Here is a 19628-nt window from a genome sequence, read left to right as displayed (position 1 = left end):
GTGGATCTGTTTCGCAGCGCGCCCGTCGCTCAGCCCCTGGCCGCCCGTTTGCGTGCGACCACACTGGACGAATACGTCGGCCAGGAGCACTTGCTGGCCCGCGGTAAACCGCTGCGCGAAGCCTTGGAGCAGGGCGCCCTGCATTCGATGATCTTCTGGGGCCCGCCCGGGGTCGGCAAGACCACCCTGGCGCGCCTGCTGGCCCAGGTCACCGACGCGCATTTCGAGACCATTTCCGCGGTGCTTTCCGGGGTCAAGGAAATCCGCCAGGCCGTCGAGGTCGCCCAGCAGCATGCGGCCCAGTATGGTCGCCGCACCATCCTGTTCGTCGACGAAGCGCATCGCTTCAACAAGTCCCAGCAGGACGCCTTTCTGCCCTATGTCGAGGACGGCACGCTGATTTTCATCGGCGCGACCACCGAAAACCCGTCCTTCGAACTCAACAACGCCTTGCTGTCCCGCGCCCGCGTCTATGTGCTCAAGAGCCTGGATGACGCCGCGTTGCGCAAGCTGGTAAACCGCGCCCTGAACGAGCCCAAAGGGCTTGGCGAGCGGCGCCTGACGTTGCCGGAAGAAAGCTTCGAGATTCTCAAGAGCGCGGCGGACGGTGACGGCCGGCGGTTTCTCAACTTTCTCGAGAACGCGGCGGACCTGGCCGATGACGGCGGCGAGATCAGCACCGAGCTGCTGCTCGACCTGCTCGGTGACACACGGCGGCGTTTCGACAAGGGCGGCGAGGCGTTCTACGACCAGATATCTGCGCTGCACAAATCGATTCGCGGCTCCAGCCCGGACGGAGCGCTTTACTGGTTCGCACGCATGCTCGACGGCGGCTGCGATCCGCTGTACATCGCCCGTCGCGTGGTGCGCATGGCCAGCGAGGATATTGGCAACGCCGACCCACGTGCTCTTACCCTATGCCTGAACGCCTGGGACGTGCAGGAACGACTGGGCAGCCCCGAGGGCGAATTGGCCGTGGCCCAGGCCATCGTCTATCTCGCCTGCGCGCCGAAGAGCAACGCCGTGTACATGGCCTTCAAGGCCGCCAAGCGTGATATCGCCGAGAACGGCTCGCGGGAAGTACCGCTGCACCTGCGCAACGCGCCGACCAAACTGATGAAGGAACTTGGTTACGGCGAGGAATATCGCTACGCCCACGACGAGCCCGATGCTTATGCGGCTGGCGAGGACTACTTCCCCGAGGACCTTGAGCCACGACGTTACTACGAGCCAGTGCCGCGCGGTTTGGAGTTGAAGATACGCGACAAGCTGGCCCACCTGGCCAACCAGGATGCTCACAGCCCCAGGCAGCGGAGAAAGTCATGATCACGACCATACTAGCGGTAGCAGCCGGCGGCGCGCTGGGTACACTGGCGCGTTTTTTCACCGGCAACTGGGTCACGGCCAACTGGCCGCAGCACTTTTATGGCGCCACCTTAATCGTCAACCTCGTCGGCTGCCTGCTGATCGGGGTACTCTACGGTCTGTTCCTGATGCGCCCCGAAGTGCCGCTGCCCGTGCGGGCAGGGTTGATCGTCGGCGTGCTGGGCGGTTTCACCACATTTTCTTCGTTTTCCCTGGACACCCTGCGCCTGCTGGAAGGCAGCCAGGCGCCACTGGCCCTGGCCTATGTGGCAGTAAGTGTCTTGGGCGGCCTGCTCGCCACCTGGGCAGGCCTTTCGTTAACCAAACTCTGATCGACGAGAACCTGAAATGCTCGATTCCAAACTGGTGCGCAGCCAACTGCACGATATTGCCCAGCGTCTGGCCACCCGTGGCTATGAACTGGACGTGACCCGCGTCGAAGCCCTCGAGGCGCAGCGCAAGTCCGTTCAGACCCGCACCGAGCAACTGCAGGCCGAGCGCAACAGTCGATCCAAGTCCATTGGCCAGGCCAAGCAGCGCGGTGAAGACATCGCGCCGCTGCTGGCCGACGTCGACCGCATGGGCAGCGAGCTGGAAGAAGGCAAACACGAGCTGGACGCCATTCAGGTCGAGCTCGACAACCTGCTGCTGAGCATTCCCAACCTGCCGCACGAGTCGGTGCCGGTGGGCGCCGATGAAGACGACAACGTCGAGGTGCGTCGCTGGGGTACGCCGCGGGCCTTCGATTTCGAGATCAAGGACCATGTCGCCCTCGGCGAGCAGCACGGCTGGCTGGATTTCGAAACCGCTGCCAAGCTGTCCGGCGCGCGCTTCGCTTTGCTGCGTGGTCCGATCGCCCGTCTGCACCGCGCCCTGGCGCAGTTCATGATCAACCTGCACACCGCCGAACACGGTTACGAAGAGGCCTACACGCCGTATCTCGTACAGGCGCCGGCGCTGCAGGGTACCGGCCAGCTGCCGAAGTTCGAGGAAGACCTGTTCAAGATCAGCCGTGAAGGCGAAGCAGACTTCTACCTCATCCCGACCGCCGAAGTGTCGCTGACCAACATCGTGGCCGGCGAGATCGTCGACGCCAAGCAGCTGCCGATCAAGTTCGTCGCCCATACGCCGTGCTTCCGCAGCGAGGCCGGTGCGTCGGGTCGCGACACCCGCGGGATGATTCGCCAACACCAGTTCGACAAGGTCGAGATGGTTCACGTGGTCGAGCCTGGCAAGTCTTTCGATGCGCTGGAAGAGCTGACCGGCCACGCCGAGAAAGTGCTGCAGCTGCTCGAGCTGCCATACCGCGTCCTCGCGCTGTGCACCGGCGACATGGGTTTCAGCGCCACCAAGACCTACGACCTGGAAGTCTGGGTGCCGAGCCAGGACAAGTACCGCGAGATCTCCTCGTGCTCCAACTGTGGCGACTTCCAGGCACGCCGCATGCAGGCGCGTTACCGCAACCCGGAAACCGGCAAGCCCGAGCTGCTGCACACCCTCAACGGCTCCGGCCTGGCGGTGGGCCGCACCCTGGTGGCCGTGCTGGAGAACTACCAGCAGGCCGACGGCACCATCCGCGTGCCGGACGTGCTGAAGCCGTACATGGGTGGCATCGAGGTCATCTGAAGCGGGTCTGCGAGAAGGCTTGGGCGCTCCTGGGCGCCCGGGCATTGCAGCGGTGGGCTAATAGAGTGTCTCTACGCGCCCCCGGCCCACCTTACGAATCAGGCCCCGAGCTTCGTCTCGGGGTCGCCATTTTCAATGTCGCTGCCGTGAGCGACTGAAGCGGGACTCGCTATGGACTTCCTTCCCCTGTTCCACAAATTGCAGAACCGTCGCGTGCTGGTGGTCGGCGGCGGCGAAATCGCCCTGCGCAAGGCGCGGCTGCTGGCCGATGCCGGTGGTACGCTGCGGGTAGTTTCGCCCGACGTGGTCAGCGAGCTGCGCGAGCTGGTCGCGCAAGGAGCAGGGGAGCTACTGCTGCGTGGCTATGAGGCAGGCGACCTGCAAGGCGTGTCGCTGGTCATCGCGGCGACCGATGATGTGCCGCTCAATGCGCAGATTTCCGAGCAGGCCCAGGCCCTCGGTATTCCGGTCAATGTGGTCGATGCACCGGCGCTGTGCAGCGTGATCTTCCCGGCCATCGTCGACCGTTCGCCGCTGATCGTCGCGGTCAGCAGCGGTGGCGACGCGCCGGTACTGGCCCGCCTGATTCGCGCCAAGATCGAGACCTGGATCCCTGCCACCTACGGCCAGTTGGCCGGGTTGGCGAAAATCTTCCGTGCCCAGGTCAAGAGCCTGTTCCCGGACGTGCAGCAGCGCCGCGTGTTCTGGGAAGACGTATTCCAGGGCCCGGTGGCCGAGAGCGCATTCGCCGGCAAGCTCGGTGAAGCCCGCCGCCTGCTCGAAGACAAGATCAACGGCGCGGCGCCCCAGGCGCTGGGCGAGGTGTACCTGGTCGGCGCCGGCCCCGGCGATCCCGATCTGTTGACCTTCCGCGCCCTGCGCCTGATGCAGCAGGCTGACGTAGTGCTCTACGACCGCTTGGTCGCTCCGGCCATCGTCGAGCTGTGCCGCCGTGACGCCGAACGCATCTACGTGGGCAAGCGCCGCGCCGATCACGCCGTGCCTCAGGAACAGATCAACCAGCGCTTGATCGACCTGGCCAAGGCCGGCAAGCGCGTGCTGCGCCTCAAGGGCGGCGATCCGTTCATCTTCGGCCGTGGTGGCGAGGAGATCGAACAACTGGCCGCCCATGGCATTCCCTTCCAGGTAGTGCCGGGCATTACCGCCGCCAGTGGTTGCTCGGCCTATGCTGGTATCCCGTTGACACACCGTGACCACGCCCAGTCCGTGCGTTTCGTCACCGGGCACCTCAAGGACGGCAGTGCCGATCTGCCCTGGCAGGAGCTGGTGGCCTCGAGCCAGACGCTGGTGTTCTATATGGGCCTTGTGGGCCTGCCGACCATCTGCCGGCAGCTGGTTACCCACGGGCGTGCGGCGAGTACGCCGGCAGCACTGATCCAGCAGGGCACCACGGAAAATCAGCGTGTTTTCACCGGCACGCTGGCCAACCTGCCGGATCTGGTGGCGCAGCATGAAGTGCATGCGCCGACGCTGGTGATCGTCGGCGAAGTGGTGCTGCTTCGCGAAAAGCTGGCCTGGTTCGAAGGCGCTCAGCACGCAGCCCAGTAGTCGTGTTCTCGTAGCGCAGCGATACCCGAGAGAGGTTATGGCCGATAGCTCACCAAGCGACAAAGAACTAAAAACGACTAAAACGAAAGAGGCCCGCATCACGCGGGCCTCTTTCGTTTGTGGAGCGATCAGTCGTGACGCTTGCGGTTCACCACCTGAGCCGCCTTGATCACGTCGCTGCCGATCTCACCCTCGAACTGCTGCCACACCGGGCGCATCGCCTCGCGCCAGGCCTGACGCTGCTCTGGGGTAAGGGTAATGATCTGGCTCTTGCCGGAGGCTTCGATGCGGCGACGGTCGGCCAGGTTGGCTTCCTCGGCCTGGCGGTTTACCGCGTAGGTGACCTCGTCGATGATCGCTTCCAGCTCGGTGCGGATCTGGTGCGGAATGGCATACCAGAAGCGTGCGTTGCTGATCAGCATGTAGTCGAGCACGCCATGGTTGGTTTCCGTGATGAACGGCTGAACCTCATGCAGACGCTGGCTGTAGAGGTTCGACCAGGGGTTTTCCGCGCCCTGTACCTGGCCGCTCTGCAAGCCTTTGTAGACCTCGGCGAAGGGCATCTTCACCGCGGTAGCCCCCAGTTGGGCGAACTGGGCATCGAGCACCTTGGAATTCTGGATACGGAATTTCAGGCCAGCGGCGTCACCGGGCAGGCGCAGGGCCTTGGTCGCCGACATCTGCTTCATGCCGTTGTGCCAATAGGCAAGGCCGACGATGTTCTTGTCTTCCATCGAGCGCAGTAGCTGGCGGCCCTTGGCGCGCTTCTGGAAGCGGTTGACGGCTTCCAGGTCATCAAACATGAACGGCAGGTCAAACACCTGCAGCTGCTTGGTGTACTGGTCGAACTTGGCCAGCGACGGAGCCAGCATCTGCACCTCGTTGTTGCGAAGCGCTTCCAGTTCGTTGGCATCGCCATACAGTGATGAGTTGGGGTAGACCTCGACGCGTACCTTGCCGTCCAGGCGTTCGTCGACCAGGCGCTGGAACATCAGGGCGCCCTGGCCCTTGGGCGTGTCGTCCGCCACCACATGGGAAAGCTTGATCACCAGCGTGCTTTCCTGGGCAACGGCGGCGTAAGAGGTGAGCGTCAGGGCGCAGGCGGCCGCGACAGCTAGCTTTTTCAGCATGGGGGTGACCTTATTCTTGTCGACTGTTGTCAGGTCGGGCGCTGGTTGGCGGCAACGCCCGCAGGATCCGTAATGGATTGTAGGCGAAGTCTACTGCAGTCATGGCGTCAGATATGTGACGGCCTTCCTAGCTGGGGCAGGACAACCGGCAAAATGCCACCCTAGTGGTCAACTTCCGCGAGCGTTCTTGGCGGCGATCCACTGGGACATGTACTGAGTGCTCTTGTGCTGGTGGTGACGCAGCATGGCGCCCACGAAGTTCAGCTGGCGGTGCTGCTCGCGGTTGTCCATGAGCTGTTCGAGCCTGGCCAGCAGTTCGGCGGCGAGCCGCGGGCGATCGAAACGCTGAGCCAGCAGAGGGGCGGCGTGAGCGCGGGCTTGCGACCAGGCAGCTGGATCCTCATGGAGCTGCACGGCTGCATCGGCAAACCTCTGGGCATCGTCTGCAACAGCGCCTGGCCAGGGCTGCTCGCCGTGCATGCCTTCGCTGCCGATGGCGGTGGTTATGCTCGGTGTACCGCAGGTCATGGCATCAGCCAGCTTGCCCTTGATGCCCGCCCCGAAACGTAGAGGCGCCAGGCAGACCCGAGCCTGGGCCATCACCCGATGCGCGTCGTCCACCCAGCCCAGCACATGAAAGCCCTGCCTGGGGTTGTGCAGCGCCGTGGCCTTGGGCGGCGGATAAGCGCCGTACACGTGCAGTTGCGCCTGGGGCAGGCGCGCGCGAATCAGCGGCCACAGGGCGTTCTTGAGCCACAACACGGCGTCCCAATTGGGCGCATGGCGGAAATTGCCGATGCTCAGAAAATGCGCGCGTTCGGCAAAAGACAGGTCGACCAGCGCGGGCGGGATCAGCATCAGTGCGCAGTCATGTAGCAGGCTCGCCGACACGCCAAACTGTTCCTGCAGCAGCTGCATCTCGAATTCGGAAATCATCAGCGTCAGGTCACAGCGGTAGATCGACGCAACCTCGCGCTGGGCCATATCGGTGCCGGCCATAGCGGCATACAATTGCTGCGCTGAGGCCTGCACCGGACCGACCTGTTGGCGCTGCGCTTCGCTGTCGCAAGCCTGCTGACTGGCCTTGAGCAAGGCGTGACGGGCATCGCGAAGGCAGTGCAGGTCGCTGGTATCGAGCACGCGCAGGGCGTCTGGCCAGGCGCGCTCTACCCGCCAGCCGAACTGTTCTTCGGTGAAGAAACGGTCGAACAGCACCAGATCCGGCTGCAGGCTCGCCACGTAGCGATCGAAGCTGTCGCAGTTCAGGGCGACGGTGACTTCCTCGATTTCCAGCTCGGCGAGATCAGCGCGGTGTGTGGACAGCGCCGCGGCACTGGCGAATATGACCTGCCAGCCCTGGCTGCGAAACACCCCGAGCAATTCCAGCATGCGGCTGCCGGCCGCGGACGAGCGCGGCTCCGGCCACACATAGCCGATCACCAAAACCTTGCGCATGGGCTTCAGCGTTTACCGCGAATGCTGCGCCACAGGGTGGTCAGCACCAACGCAAACAGCGCGGCGATGCTGGCGAGCGTCCATACGGTGAAAGGCAGGCCGAGAATCTTGTAATCGTTCATGCCGCACACGCCGCCGCTCATGAACACGCCCGGCCAGTACTCGTGCAACGGCAGCACTTGGTAATAGAACGGGAAGGGCGAGCAGCTGAAGCTTTCCATGATGCCCACTTCGATCAGGGTGACATGGGCGTTGTCGATCAGCGCCATGCCGCTGGCGGCCAGCAGCAGCGGCCACAGCAGCACCGTCAGCCAGGTCTGGCGCGCCGCCGAGGCGGCGCTCAGCAGCAAGGCGATTGCGGCGGTCAGGCACAGCCACAGGCGGATCTGCACGCACAGGGTGCAGGGTTCCCAGCCGAATACATGCTGGGCAATCAGGGCACCGGCGAGCATCAGGACGCTGGCCAGGGCGATCAGCAGCAACAGCGGGGCGGGGCGGGACATGAAATTCTCCAGGAGGGAAGGCCTACGGCGACAAGGTGCCGTTTGTACCGGAAGGCAGCGTGCCGGGCAATCGAGGATTCCGATGCAAACCATCATTTTTGCAGGCATGTATAGGGGGCAGTTGAAGACCATGCCTGACCACTATCTGTGGGAGCGTGCGGGGACGCCCAGTCCATGCGCGGGAAATCACGGGCATGGCCCGTTCCCACAACAACAGTGCGCGCGCTTTCACGCATCCAAAAAAATCCCCACGCAGAGGGGCGTCCGCGTGGGGCAGGGGGCCGGCGATGCGGCCGGGAGGGAATGGGGTACTCAGGTGGCCGGCTGCCAGCCGCCGCCCAGGGCCTTGTAGATGGCAACGATACCCTGGTAAAGCTCGACCTCGGCCTGGGCCTGGCTGTCTTCAGCCGCCAGGCGTTCACGTTCGGCGTCGAGCAGCACCAGGAAATCCGCCGTACCTTCGCGGTACTGCAACGCGGCTTGGGCGGCAGCGGCGCGGCTGGCCTCGGACTGGCGCACCAACGACAGCAAGCGCTGCTGGCGTTTGCCGTAGTCGCTGAAGGCGTTCTCCGATTCTTCCAGGGCCAGCAGCACCTGCTGCTCGTAGCTTGCCAGGGCGCCGTCCGCATCCGCTTCGGCGCCGCGCAGGCGGGCCCTGACGCTGCCCAGGTCGAACGCGGCCCAGCTGATGGTCGGTGCCACGCCCCAGGCGCGCGCTGCCGAGGAGCCGAGTTGCGAGCCGCGCCCGGCGGTAAAGCCGAGGAAGCCGGACAGGCTGACCCGCGGGAACAGGTCCGCCGTGGCCACGCCGACCTGAGCAGTGGCTGCCGCCAGCTCGCGTTCGGCGGCGCGTACGTCCGGCCGGCGGCGCAGCAGCTCGCCCGGATCACCGATCGGCAGCGCCTTGGCGATGGCCGGCAACGGACGCGGCGCCAGGTCCACGCTGAGTTGCTCCGGACGTTGGCCGAGCAGGGTGGCGATGCGGTTGCGCGCCCGTACCTGCTGCGCCTGCAGTTGCGGAATCGTCGCTTCGGTAGCGGCCAGGCGGGCGTCGGAGCGCAGTACGTCCAGCTCGCTGCCCATGCCGACTTCACGGCGACGCTCGATGATGTCCCGCGACGACTGCTGGTTCTGCAGATCGGAGCGGGCGATGCTTTCGCGCAACTGGGCGCCACGCAAGGTGCCGTAGGCGTCGACCAGCTCGGCGATCAGGCTGACCTGCAGTTGCTGGTAGTCGGCCTGAGCCACCTCGACCTGCGCCTCGCTGGCTTCCAGCTGCCGCTGGATGCGCCCGAACAGGTCGAGTTCCCAGGCCATGTCCAGGCCCAGGTCATAACGCTCGGCATTGACCCGCTGCTCGGTCACACCGGGCTGCTGGGCCTTGCCGATCTCGCTGCTGACTCGGCTGGTCACGGTGGGCAGGCGGTCGTTGGCGACGTCGTCGCGAATCGACCGGGCGGCGCGCAGGCGGGCGTAGGCCACGCGCAGCTCGCGGTTGTCCTGCAGCGACTGCTCGACCAGCTGGTTGAGGGTCGGGTCATCGAACTGCTGCCACCACTGCGCCTCGAAGCGGGCGGTGTCATAGCGGCCCTGGGCCGCTTGCGCCGACACCACGGTGGCGTCCTGCGGCGCCTGGTAGTCCGGGCCGACCGCGCAGGCGCTGATGGCCAACGCCAGGGCGGTGATCAGCAGCGTACGTGGCACGAGGTGAGTCATCGAATTCATGCTTGGGTCTCCTGCAGACGGGCCTGTTGTTTACGCGCCTGGCGCTTTTCCACGAAGCCGCGAATCAGCACATAGAACACCGGGGTGAGCAGCAAGCCGAAGAAGGTCACGCCAAGCATGCCGCTGAACACCGCAACACCCATGGCGTGGCGCATTTCCGCACCAGCGCCGCTGGAGATGACCAGGGGCACCACACCCATGATGAAGGCGAAGCTGGTCATCAGGATCGGCCGCAAGCGCAGGCGGCAGGCTTCCAGCACCGCGGCGACGCGATCCAGGCCGCGCTCCTGCTGCTCCTTGGCGAACTCGACGATCAGGATCGCGTTCTTGCACGCCAGGCCGACCAGTACGATCAGGCCGATTTGAGTGAAGATGTTGTTGTCACCGCCGGACAGGATCACCCCGGTGATGGCCGACAGCAGCACAGTCGGTACGATCAGGATCACCGCCAGCGGCAGGCTCCAGCTTTCGTACTGGGCGGCCAGCACCAGGAAGGCCAGCAGTACGCAAAGCGGGAACACGAACAGCGCGGTATTGCCAGCGAGGATCTGCTGGTAGGTCAGCTCGGTCCACTCGTAGCTCATGCCGTTGGGCAGTTCTTCCTTGAGCAGCTTGGCCATCGCCGCTTCGGCCTGGCCGGAGCTGTAGCCGGGTGCTGCCGCACCGTTGATCTCCGCGGTGATGAAACCGTTGTAGTGCATCACCCGGTCGGGGCCGGAGGTGTCGCTGACCTTGACGAAGGTCGACAGCGGGATCATCTCGCCACGGTTGTTGCGCACCTTCAGCTGGCCGATCTGCTCGGCATCCAGGCGGAAGCGCTGGTCGGCCTGCACGTTGACTTGGTAGGTACGGCCAAAACGGTTGAAGTCGTTGGCGTACAGCGAGCCGAGGTAGACCTGCATGGTGTCGAAGATGTCATCGATGGCCACGCCGTGGGTCTTGGCTTTCTCGCGGTCGAGGTTGGCTTCCACCTGGGGCACGTTGACCTGGTAGCTGGTGAACAATCCGGCCAGCTCCGATACGTTACGGCTCTTGGCGATGATGTTCTGGGTCTGCTTGTACAGTTCTTCGTACCCCAGGCTGCCACGGTCCTGCAGTTGCACGCGGAAGCCGCCAATGGTGCCCAGGCCCATCACCGGCGGTGGCGGGAAGATGGCGATGTAGGCTTCCTGAATGCTGGAGAACTGGCCGTTGAGGTCGGCGGCAATCGCGTTGGCGCTCAGCGAGGCGTCCTTGCGCTGGTCGAAGTCCTTGAGGGTAACGAACACGATGCCGCTGTTCGGGCTGTTGGTGAAGCCGTTGATCGACAGACCCGGGAACGACACGGTGTTTTCCACGCCGGGGTGCTTGGCGGCGATGTCCGACATGCGCTTGATCACCGCTTCGCTGCGATCCAGGCTGGCGGCGTCCGGCAACTGGGCGAAGGCCACCAGGTACTGCTTGTCCTGGGGCGGCACGAAGCCGGTCGGTGTGCTGGAAAAGCCCAGGTAGGTCAGCCCCATCAGCCCCGCGTAGATGATCAGCGCGATGCCGCTGCCGCGCACCACACGGCGCACGGTGCCGACGTAGCCATGGCTGGCCCGCTCGAACACGCGGTTGAAGGGGTTGAACAGCCAACGCCCGAACAGCCTGTCGAGCACCATCGAGAAACGGTCCTTGGGCTCGTGATGACCTTTGAGCAGCACCGCTGCCAACGCCGGCGACAGGGTCAGCGAGTTGAAGGCCGAGATCACCGTGGAGATGGCGATGGTCAGCGCGAACTGTTGATAGAACTGCCCGGTGAGGCCGGAGATGAACGCGGTCGGCACGAACACGGCGCAGAGCACCAGAGCGGTGGCGACGATCGGCCCGGTGACTTCCTTCATGGCCTGGCGGGTCGCCTCCAGCGGCGTCTTGCCGAGGCCGATGTTCCGTTCGACGTTCTCCACCACGACGATGGCGTCATCCACCACGATACCGATGGCCAATACCAGCCCGAACAACGACAGGGCGTTGAGCGAGAAGCCGAACATGTGCATGACCGCGAAGGTGCCGATCAGCGACACCGGTACGGCGGCCAGGGGAATGATCGAGGCGCGCCAGGTCTGCAGGAACAGGATCACCACCAGCACCACCAGCACGATGGCTTCGAGCAGGGTGTGCACCACCGCTTCGATGGAGCCGCGTACGAAGATGGTCGGGTCGTAGACGATTTCGTAATCCACGCCTTCCGGGAAGCTCTGCTTGAGCTCGGCCATACGCTCGCGCACCGCATCGGAAATGGCGATGGCGTTGGAGCCCGGGCGCTGGAAGATCGGCATGGCCACGGCGGGTTTGTTGTTGAGCAGCGAGCGCAGGGCGTATTGCTTGGAGCCCAGCTCGATGCGGGCGATGTCCTTGAGGCGGGTGATCTCGCCGTTCTCGCCGGCGCGCACCACGATGTTCTCGAACTCTTCCTCGCTGACCAGACGGCCCTGGGTATTGATCGACAGCTGGAAGCTGTTGTCGCTGGCCGCCGGTGGCGCGCCCAGGGAGCCGGCCGCTACCTGGCGGTTCTGCTCGCGAATGGCGTTGACCACATCGGTGGCGGTCAGCCCACGGGAGGCGACCTTGTCCGGGTCCAGCCACACGCGCATCGAGTAGTCACCGAGGCCGAACAACTGCACGTCGCCTACGCCATCGAGGCGGGCCAGCTCGTCCTTGATGTTCAACGAGGCGTAGTTGGACAGGTAGAGCATGTCGTAAGCGTCGTTGGGCGAGGTCAGGTGCACGACCATGGTCATGTCCGACGACGCCTTGTCGACCGTCACGCCGAGGCGCTGCACTTCGGTGGGCAGCGTCGGCATGGTTCGGGTCACGCGGTTCTGCACCTGCACCTGGGCGGTATCCAGGTTGGTGCCAAGGGCGAAGGTGATGGTCAGCGTCATGCGGCCGTCATTGGTCGCCTGGGACGACATGTAGAGCATGCCCTCGACGCCGACGATGGCCTGTTCGAGCGGCGAAGCCACGGTTTCGCCGATCACCTTGGGGTTGGCGCCGGGGAAATCGGCACGCACCACCACGGTGGGCGGCACCACCTCCGGGTATTCGCTGATCGGCAGCTGGAACAGCGAGATGGCACCGCCGATCAGGATGATCAGCGAGAGCACGGCGGCAAAGATCGGCCGCTGGATGAAGAACTGCGAGAAGTTCATCGTTAATGTCCTTTTGATGCGGGCACAGCCCAGCCTGCCCACGCCATGGGCGGCGCGAGCAGGTTCTCGGGTAGGAAGTGGGAGAGGGCGAGGGCCGGTGTTACTTGAGGCTGACCTTCAGGGGTTCGTCATTGCGCGCCGAGGCTACGGCCTTGCGCTGCTTTTCCAGCGTCGCCAGGGTTTTCTCGTCGGCCATCGGTACGCTCTGCGGGTCCACGGTGCTGCCCGGTATCGCGCGCTGCAGGCCATTGACCACCACGCGGTCGCCCTTGGCCAGACCACTGCGGACGATGCGCAGTCCTTCGAGCTTGGGCCCCAGCTCCACGGAGCGATAGGCCACGGTGTTGTTGTCACCAAGTACCAGCACGAACTTCTTGCCCAGGTCGGTACCGACGGCGACGTCCTGGATCAGCATGGCGTCGTAGGTGTCGCTACCCACCAGCTTCAGGCGCGCATACAGGCCCGGGGTGAATTGGCCGTCACGGTTGTCGAACACGGCGCGGCCCCGGATGGTGCCAGTGCGCGGGTTGACCTGGTTGTCGAGAAAGTCCAGCTGGCCCAAGTGCGGGTTGCCGGCTTCATTGGACAGGCCCAGGTAGACCGGGCTCTTGCCGCGGCTGTCATGGCCGGCCTTGCGAGCCAGTTCGGTGTACTTGAGGAAGGCGCGCTCGTCGGCGTCGAAGTAGGCGTACACCTTGTCGGTGGAGACCAGCGAGGTGAGCAGCGATTCGCTGGCGGTCACCAGGTTGCCGGCAGTCACTTCGGCGCGGCTGACGCGGCCATCGATGGGCGCGGTGACGCGGGTGAAGCTGAGGTTCAGGCGGGCGTTGTCGAGTTCGGCCTTGATGCCGGCCACCGCGGCCTTGGCTTCCTCGGCGGCGGTTTTGCGCGCTTCGGCCAGCTCGGTGGAAATCGCGTTGCTTTCACGCAAGCGTTCGCCACGCTGGGCTTCCTTGCTGGTGCGGGCCAGGTTGGAGCGAGCCTGCTGCAGCTGGGCTTCCAGGCGTTTGACCTCGGCCTGGAAGGGCCGCGGGTCGATCTGGAACAGCAGGTCGCCTTTCTTCACCAGGGCGCCTTCGGTAAAGCTCACCTTGTCGATGAAGCCGGACACCCGCGGGCGGATCTGCACCGACTCCGGCGCTTCGAGGCGGCCGGTGAACTCGTCCCACTCGTTGAGGGGCTGTTCGATGACTTCGGCCACGCTGACCTTGGGGGTAGGCATCTGCTGTGCGGTTTCCTGGCTCTTGCCACAGGCGGCGAGCACCAGGGCGGCGGTAAGGGCGAGGGGAAATTGCCAGAGTCTTGTAGTGGGCTGTTCCATGATTGAGATCCGCCAGGAGGAGAGAAGTGATGGAGGCGGAGTCTGGTCGCTGCAACATTTCTGAACGAATCGAACGACACGAAGATAAATATCATCACCAATGATGATATTGCCCAATGGAATATAAATAGAAAGCTAGCTATCTATTTGGTCTAGTCCAAATGGCGGAGCGACTTCGCTTATTCCAGGCTGTCAGGATCACCAAAGAACATCTGAATGCGCGAGCGCAGCCAGCGCTCGGCCGGGTCGTTGTCCTGGGCGCCGCGCCAGGCCATGGACATTTCGAAACTGTCGCTCTCGAAAGGCAGGTCCTCGGCGCGCAGGCCACCGGCGGCGGTGAGCGCGGATGCGGTGTAGTCGGGCACCACGGCGATCAGATCGGTACCGGCGAGCAGGGTGCCAAGGCCGTTGAACTGCGGCACGGCGAGCACCACCTTGCGGGTTCGGTCGAAGCGTGCCAACTGATCATCGATGAAACCGTTGAGGTCGCCGGCGAACGACACCATGGCGTGGGGGCGGGCGCAATATTCATCGAGGCTGAGCTTGCCGGGGATGGCATCAGCGCGCAGCAGCTTGGGCTTGCTGCGCCGCAGAGTCTTGCGCTTGGCGTTGGCCGGCAGCTCTTCGGTGTAACTGACGCCTACCGATATCTCGCCGGAAGCCAGCAGGTTGGGCATCAGCAGGTAGTTGGCGCGGCGCACCACCAGCACCACGTTGGGCGCCTCGGAGCGCAGGCGGCGCAGCAGGGCTGGGAGCAGGGCGAATTCGACATCGTCCGACAGGCCGACGCGAAACACCGCATTGCTGGTGGCCGGGTCGAATTCGGAGGCACGGCTGACCGCCGTGGAGATCGAGTCCAGCGCCGGCGAGAGCAGGGCGAAGATTTCCTGGGCCCTGGCGGTGGGCTCCATGCTGCGGCCAGTGCGCACGAATAGCGGGTCGTCGAACAGGTTGCGCAGACGCGACAACGCCGCGCTGATCGCGGGCTGGCCAAGAAACAGTTTCTCGGCCGCACGGGTCACGCTGCGCTCATGCATCAGCGTTTCGAACACGATCAGCAGGTTGAGATCGAGACGTCGCAGGTCGTTGCGGTTCATCCGGGTTCCAAATGTGCGGGCTTGCCAGAGCGGGACGCTAGTGAGAGCCTTGTGCGCCAATAGTACGAGCACTTGAGCGTATTGGGAAAGACACCGGCATATCGGCATAACCACACGTTCTGGCGGCCTATATCACCGCGAGGCATGACGACTATTACTCGTGCCGGGTGGTGTGACATAAGGTCTGCAGATAAAGTCGAGTCCATTGAATGACCCAGTCCGCGATCAGTTGAGGTTGACGATGTCCCGCATGATCCGTTTCCACAAGTTCGGCGACGCCAGCGTATTGCAGTGCGAAGAAATGCCGACACCCACTCCGAACGCCGGGGAGGTGCTGGTACGTGTCCAGGCGCTTGGCGTCAGCTGGGGCGATGTGTTGTGGCGCCAGAACCTGGCGTCCGAAGAAGCCAAATTACCCTCCGGTGTCGGCTCCGAGCTGGCCGGTATCGTAGAAGCCGTGGGCGAGGGTGTTGACGACCTCCCTGTCGGCACGCCGGTCGCCGCATTCCCGGCGAACACGCCCAACCGTTACCCGACCTGGGGTGACGTGGTGGTGGTGCCGCGCTATGCGCTGACCCGCTACCCGGACGTGCTCAGCCCGACCGAAGCCAGCATCCATTACACCGGCCTGCTGTTCGCCTATTTCGCGATGGTCGACCTGGCCAAGCTCAAGGCTGGCCAGCACGTGCTGATCACCGAGGCCTGCCATTGCCTGGCGCCGCAGTCGGTGCAACTGGCCAAGGCGCTGGGCGCCAACGTCATCGTGTCGACCAGCGTGCCGGGTAGCCGTGAATTCCTGCGCGAGCTGGGCGCCGACAAGATCATCTTCACCGAAGAGCAGGATCTGGTGCTCGAGGTCGAGCGCTACACCGAAGGCAAGGGCGCCGAGGTGATTCTCGACCATTGCGCCGGCCAGCAGCTCAAGTTGCTCGGTGACGTGGCCGCCACCCGCGGCAAGCTGATTCTCTACGGCCTCAATGGTGGCAACGACACCGCGTTCCCGGCCTGCGCCGCGTTCAAGAAGCATCTGCAGTTCTTCCGTCACTGCGTGCTGGACTTCACCGGGCACTCGGAACTGGGCATCGAGCAGGATCACGCCGCGGTGCAGCGCGCGCTGGATCACATCAACATGCTCACCGCCGATGGCCTGCTCAAGCCGCGTATCGACCGGACCTTCACCTTCGAGGAATTCGCCGACGCGCACCGCCATATGGAAGCCTGTCCCGATCGTGGTCGCGTCGCCCTGACGCTGGAATGATCCGCCCCTGAACGAAAGAAGCCCGGCACTGACCGGGCTTTTTTCTGGGGTAACACGTCCTTGTGTCGGGTACCGATCATGGCGGCCATCCGTTGCGATTTGATGACCGCGCGCCTAGCTGCTCTCACGCACCCGCAGTTCGAAACCCAGGTCGATGTTGGGCGTGGCAGGACGGCCGTCGAGCATTTTCAGCAGCAGGTTGGCGGCTTCGCGACCGACCTCAGTGCGCGGCGTATGGATCGACGACAGCCGCGGCACGGTGTGCGCCGAAGCCGGCAGGTCGTTGAAACCGACCATCGCCACGCGCCCCGGCACCGCCATCTCGCAGCGCTGTGCTTCGAACAACGCGCCCTGGGCCAGGTCGTCGTTGCAGAAGAAGATGCCGTCGACATCCGGATGGCGCTGCATCAAATCGCGAAACAGCTGGCAGCCCAGGCCGATGGACGAGGGCAGGGGATGCAACAGCTCCAGGGCCGGGTCGTAGACGCCGGCGGCCTGCAAGGCGCGGCGAAACCCTTCGCCGCGTTGCATCACCCGCGGGTCCAGCTGGGCCGCCACATAGGCGAGCCGCTTGCGACCTTGCTGCAACAGATGCCTGGCCGCGGCTTCACCGGCCGCCTGCTGGGAAAACCCGACGCTGGCGATACCCGGCGCATCGCTCAACTCCATCATGTGCACGCAGGGAATACGGCTGGCGCTGAGCAGGTGTCGGGTGCCTTCGGTGCGGTCGAAGCCGGTCAGCAGCATGCCCATCGGTCGGTACGGCAGGTAGTTGCGCACCAGTCGTTCTTCCTCGTCCCGGCAGTAGTGGTAATCACCGATCAGCACCTCAATGCCACGTGGCCGCATCACTTCGTGAATGGCGTCCAGCGGTTCGATGAACAGCTGGTTGGAGAGCGAGGGAATCAGCACCACGACCGAGGTGCTGCGCGCCGATGCCAGGGTTCGTGCCGCGGGGTTGGCCACGTAACCCAGTTCATCGGCGGCCTTGCGCACTCGCTCGGCGAGATCGGCGCCCACGGTAGCCACGCCGCGCAGCGCCCGCGAGGCCGTGATGGTCGATACGCCGGCGCGTTCGGCGACCTGTGCCAGGGTCGGCATACCTAGGGTGCGGGAGTTGCTGTGCGTCGGGGATTTCATCGCCAGGGGTTGTCATCGGCCAGAGTTGCTGGTTAAGGTAGCGCTGTCTCAGGAGTTTGGCAATCGAGCACGATGCGCTTGCCACCTCTGAGCAGCTGGAACCGGCGAATAACAGTTACAACATCTGAAGCCGCTGTCTCGCGTATTGTTTTACTCGCCAAAGATAGCGCTGTCTTCTGCTGGAGTTGCACGATGAGCAAACCGATAACCGCAGTAGTCGTCATGGGCGTATCCGGATGCGGCAAGAGCTGCGTCGGCGAATCGATCGCCAACCATGTCGGCGGTTACCTGATCGAAGGTGACCAATTTCACCCGCCTGCCAACATCGAAAAGATGAGCGCCGGCATTCCCCTCGACGACGACGACCGTGCCGACTGGCTGAGCCGCCTCGGCCAGGAGCTGGTCAGCGCGCTCGAGGCCCACCCGCATCCCGTCTTGACCTGCTCGTCGCTCAAGCGCAAGTACCGCGACCGGCTGCGCGAAGCCGTGCCTGGCCTGGGCTTCGTGTTCCTCGAACTGTCCCGTGAGGAAGCCGCGCAGCGTGTCGGCAATCGCCCGGGGCACTTCATGCCCGCCAGCCTGATCGACAGCCAGTTCGCCACCCTGGAGCCGCCTCACGGTGAGCCTTCGACCCTGGTGCTGGATGCCACACAACCCATCGATACCCTTGGCCGCAAGGCCGCTGACTGGTGGCGGACTTCCAACGACGACCGCTGACCGTAACGACCCCATGCATCTCCCATAACAAAGACAAGTGGAGGCGACATGAATACCAACCATCAGGCTGCACCGTACTTCCTATCCCATGCTGCAGGCATAGAGGAGGGCGCTCACCATGAATGAGGTGACCACCACCCTTGGCGCCGGGCCGCTGCTGTCCATCGCAGCCGGCGCCGTCCTGCTGCTATTGCTGATGATCATCCGCTTCCGCCTGCATGCCTTTCTGGCACTGGTGCTGGTGAGCATCATCACCGCACTGGCAACGCAGATTCCCTTCGACAAGATCGTCCCGACGCTGCTTGGCGGCTTCGGCACCACGCTCGCAGCGGTGGCCTTGCTGGTCGGCCTCGGCGCGATGATTGGCCGGCTGCTGGAGATAACCGGCGGTGCCCAGGTGCTGGCCGATACGCTGATCAACAAGTTCGGGGAACACCGGGCACCGTTTGCCCTGGGTGTGGCTTCGTTGTTGTTCGGCTTTCCGATCTTCTTCGATGCAGGCCTGATCGTGATGCTGCCGATCATCTTCAGCGTGGCCAAGCGCTTCGGTGGTTCGACCCTCAAGTACGCCTTGCCAGCCGCTGGCGCCTTCGCCGCCATGCACGCCTTGGTGCCGCCGCATCCCGGCCCGGTCGCCGCGGCCGAGCTGCTGGGCGCCAACATTGGCCTGCTGGTGATCGTCGGTACCATCATCGCGCTGCCAACCTGGTATTTCGGCGGCTATCTGTTCGGCCTGTGGGCCGGCAAGCGCTATGACCTGAAACTGCCAGCCAGCTTCCTGACCGACGTGCCGCGCGATACCAACGTAGCACCGCCGGCGTTCTCGCTGGTGCTGACCATCTTGTTGATGCCGCTGGTGCTGATCTTCCTGGATACCGGCCTCAATACCCTGACCGTCATCGGAGCCGTGGATGGCGGCAGCAGCTGGGTGCAATTCCTGCGCATGCTCGGCAAAACCCCGGTGGCACTGCTGATCACCGTGCTGTTCGCATTGATCGCCTTCAGCGGCCGCCACAGCCGTCAGCATCTGGAGAAGGTCTGCGAAGGCGCCCTCGGTCCTATCTGCTCGATCATTCTGGTGACAGGGGCAGGGGGCATGTTCGGTGGCGTGCTGCGTACCAGCGGTATCGGTGACGCGCTGGCTGCCACGCTTTCGGACACTGGTATGCCGGTCATCCTTGCGGCGTTCGTGATCTCCGCGGCGCTGCGCGTGGCCCAGGGTTCGGCAACCGTGGCACTCACCACCACGGCCGCACTGGTGGCGCCGATGGTTGCCGCCACACCTGGGCTGAGCGAGTTCGACCTGTGCTTTATCGTGGTTGCTATCGCCGGCGGCGCCACCGTGCTGTCCCACGTCAACGACTCGGGTTTCTGGCTGGTCAGCCGCTTTCTGGAAATGGACGAAAAGACCACGCTCAAGACCTGGACAGTAATGGAAACATTGCTCGGTGGCATCGCGTTCATCCTGGCGGTCATTGGCAGCCTGATCCTGTAGCGTGAAAGGCCGATGCCGTCATGGCGACGGCATCGGTGCGGGATTACACACCGT

Annotated in this window: 15 protein-coding genes; 7 read left to right on the top strand and 8 right to left on the bottom strand. The window is 64.2% G+C overall.

Going from position 1 to position 19628, the window contains the following annotated elements; all coding sequences use genetic code 11:
• The 4 genes from BM279_RS14395 (at position 1) to cysG (ending at position 4560) form a co-directional block, all read left to right on the top strand.
• Complete coding sequence (locus BM279_RS14395) at positions 1 to 1326, top strand: replication-associated recombination protein A (protein ID WP_093504743.1); 1326 nt, start codon at positions 1 to 3, stop codon at positions 1324 to 1326.
• Positions 1323 to 1697: a fluoride efflux transporter CrcB gene (gene crcB / locus BM279_RS14390; RefSeq protein WP_093504741.1), complete on the top strand. Its 375-nt coding sequence runs from the start codon at positions 1323 to 1325 to the stop codon at positions 1695 to 1697. Before BM279_RS14395 ends, crcB begins: the two co-directional genes overlap by 4 nt.
• A gap of 16 nt (positions 1698 to 1713) precedes the next feature.
• Positions 1714 to 2991, top strand: a complete 1278-nt coding sequence (gene serS, locus BM279_RS14385; RefSeq protein WP_093504739.1) for a serine--tRNA ligase — start codon at positions 1714 to 1716, stop codon at positions 2989 to 2991.
• Positions 2992 to 3162: 171 nt separating this feature from the next.
• Positions 3163 to 4560: a siroheme synthase CysG gene (gene cysG, locus BM279_RS14380; RefSeq protein WP_093504737.1), complete on the top strand. Its 1398-nt coding sequence runs from the start codon at positions 3163 to 3165 to the stop codon at positions 4558 to 4560.
• A gap of 128 nt (positions 4561 to 4688) precedes the next feature.
• Here cysG and BM279_RS14375 read toward each other — a convergent pair whose 3' ends face one another.
• From BM279_RS14375 to BM279_RS14345, 7 genes are all read right to left on the bottom strand, one after another.
• The gene (locus BM279_RS14375; protein WP_093504734.1) at positions 4689 to 5690 is read right to left on the bottom strand and encodes a TRAP transporter substrate-binding protein; all 1002 of its coding nucleotides are present in this window, start codon (positions 5688 to 5690) and stop codon (positions 4689 to 4691) included.
• A 168-nt stretch (positions 5691 to 5858) separates the two neighbouring features.
• The gene (locus BM279_RS14370; RefSeq protein WP_093504732.1) at positions 5859 to 7145 is read right to left on the bottom strand and encodes a glycosyltransferase; all 1287 of its coding nucleotides are present in this window, start codon (positions 7143 to 7145) and stop codon (positions 5859 to 5861) included.
• 5 nt (positions 7146 to 7150) lie between these two features.
• Positions 7151 to 7648 carry a disulfide bond formation protein B gene (locus tag BM279_RS14365; RefSeq protein WP_093504730.1) on the bottom strand — a complete coding sequence of 166 codons (498 nt, stop codon included), beginning with the start codon at positions 7646 to 7648 and terminating at the stop codon, positions 7151 to 7153.
• Between the two features lie 312 nt (positions 7649 to 7960).
• The gene (locus tag BM279_RS14360) at positions 7961 to 9373 is read right to left on the bottom strand and encodes an efflux transporter outer membrane subunit (protein ID WP_093504728.1); all 1413 of its coding nucleotides are present in this window, start codon (positions 9371 to 9373) and stop codon (positions 7961 to 7963) included.
• Positions 9370 to 12546, bottom strand: coding sequence for an efflux RND transporter permease subunit (locus BM279_RS14355; RefSeq protein WP_093504725.1), 3177 nt, complete (start codon positions 12544 to 12546; stop codon positions 9370 to 9372). Before BM279_RS14355 ends, BM279_RS14360 begins: the two co-directional genes overlap by 4 nt.
• Before the next feature lie 100 nt (positions 12547 to 12646).
• Complete coding sequence (gene mexE / locus BM279_RS14350) at positions 12647 to 13867, bottom strand: multidrug efflux RND transporter periplasmic adaptor subunit MexE (RefSeq protein ID WP_093504723.1); 1221 nt, start codon at positions 13865 to 13867, stop codon at positions 12647 to 12649.
• A gap of 179 nt (positions 13868 to 14046) precedes the next feature.
• Positions 14047 to 14964, bottom strand: coding sequence for a LysR family transcriptional regulator (locus tag BM279_RS14345; protein WP_093504721.1), 918 nt, complete (start codon positions 14962 to 14964; stop codon positions 14047 to 14049).
• 241 nt (positions 14965 to 15205) lie between these two features.
• On the opposite strand from BM279_RS14345, the gene BM279_RS14340 reads away from it, so the two are divergent.
• Positions 15206 to 16222 (top strand): zinc-dependent alcohol dehydrogenase family protein, encoded by a 1017-nt coding sequence (locus tag BM279_RS14340; RefSeq protein ID WP_093504719.1) that lies wholly within the window; start codon positions 15206 to 15208, stop codon positions 16220 to 16222.
• 114 nt (positions 16223 to 16336) lie between these two features.
• On the opposite strand, the gene gntR is transcribed toward BM279_RS14340, so the two are convergent.
• Positions 16337 to 17362 carry an HTH-type transcriptional regulator GntR gene (gene gntR, locus BM279_RS14335; RefSeq protein ID WP_093504717.1) on the bottom strand — a complete coding sequence of 342 codons (1026 nt, stop codon included), beginning with the start codon at positions 17360 to 17362 and terminating at the stop codon, positions 16337 to 16339.
• Between the two features lie 222 nt (positions 17363 to 17584).
• Between gntR and BM279_RS14330 the strand changes: the two genes are divergently transcribed.
• Complete coding sequence (locus BM279_RS14330) at positions 17585 to 18079, top strand: gluconokinase (protein WP_208604540.1); 495 nt, start codon at positions 17585 to 17587, stop codon at positions 18077 to 18079.
• A 118-nt stretch (positions 18080 to 18197) separates the two neighbouring features.
• Positions 18198 to 19574, top strand: coding sequence for a GntP family permease (locus BM279_RS14325; RefSeq protein ID WP_093504712.1), 1377 nt, complete (start codon positions 18198 to 18200; stop codon positions 19572 to 19574).
• Positions 19575 to 19628: the final 54 nt, after the last annotated feature.

This window comes from Phytopseudomonas straminea (assembly GCF_900112645.1).
Classification (GTDB): Bacteria; Pseudomonadota; Gammaproteobacteria; order Pseudomonadales; family Pseudomonadaceae; genus Aquipseudomonas; species Aquipseudomonas straminea.
Note: the sequence above shows the minus strand (reverse complement) of the source record. Positions and strands in the feature narration are given on the sequence as shown.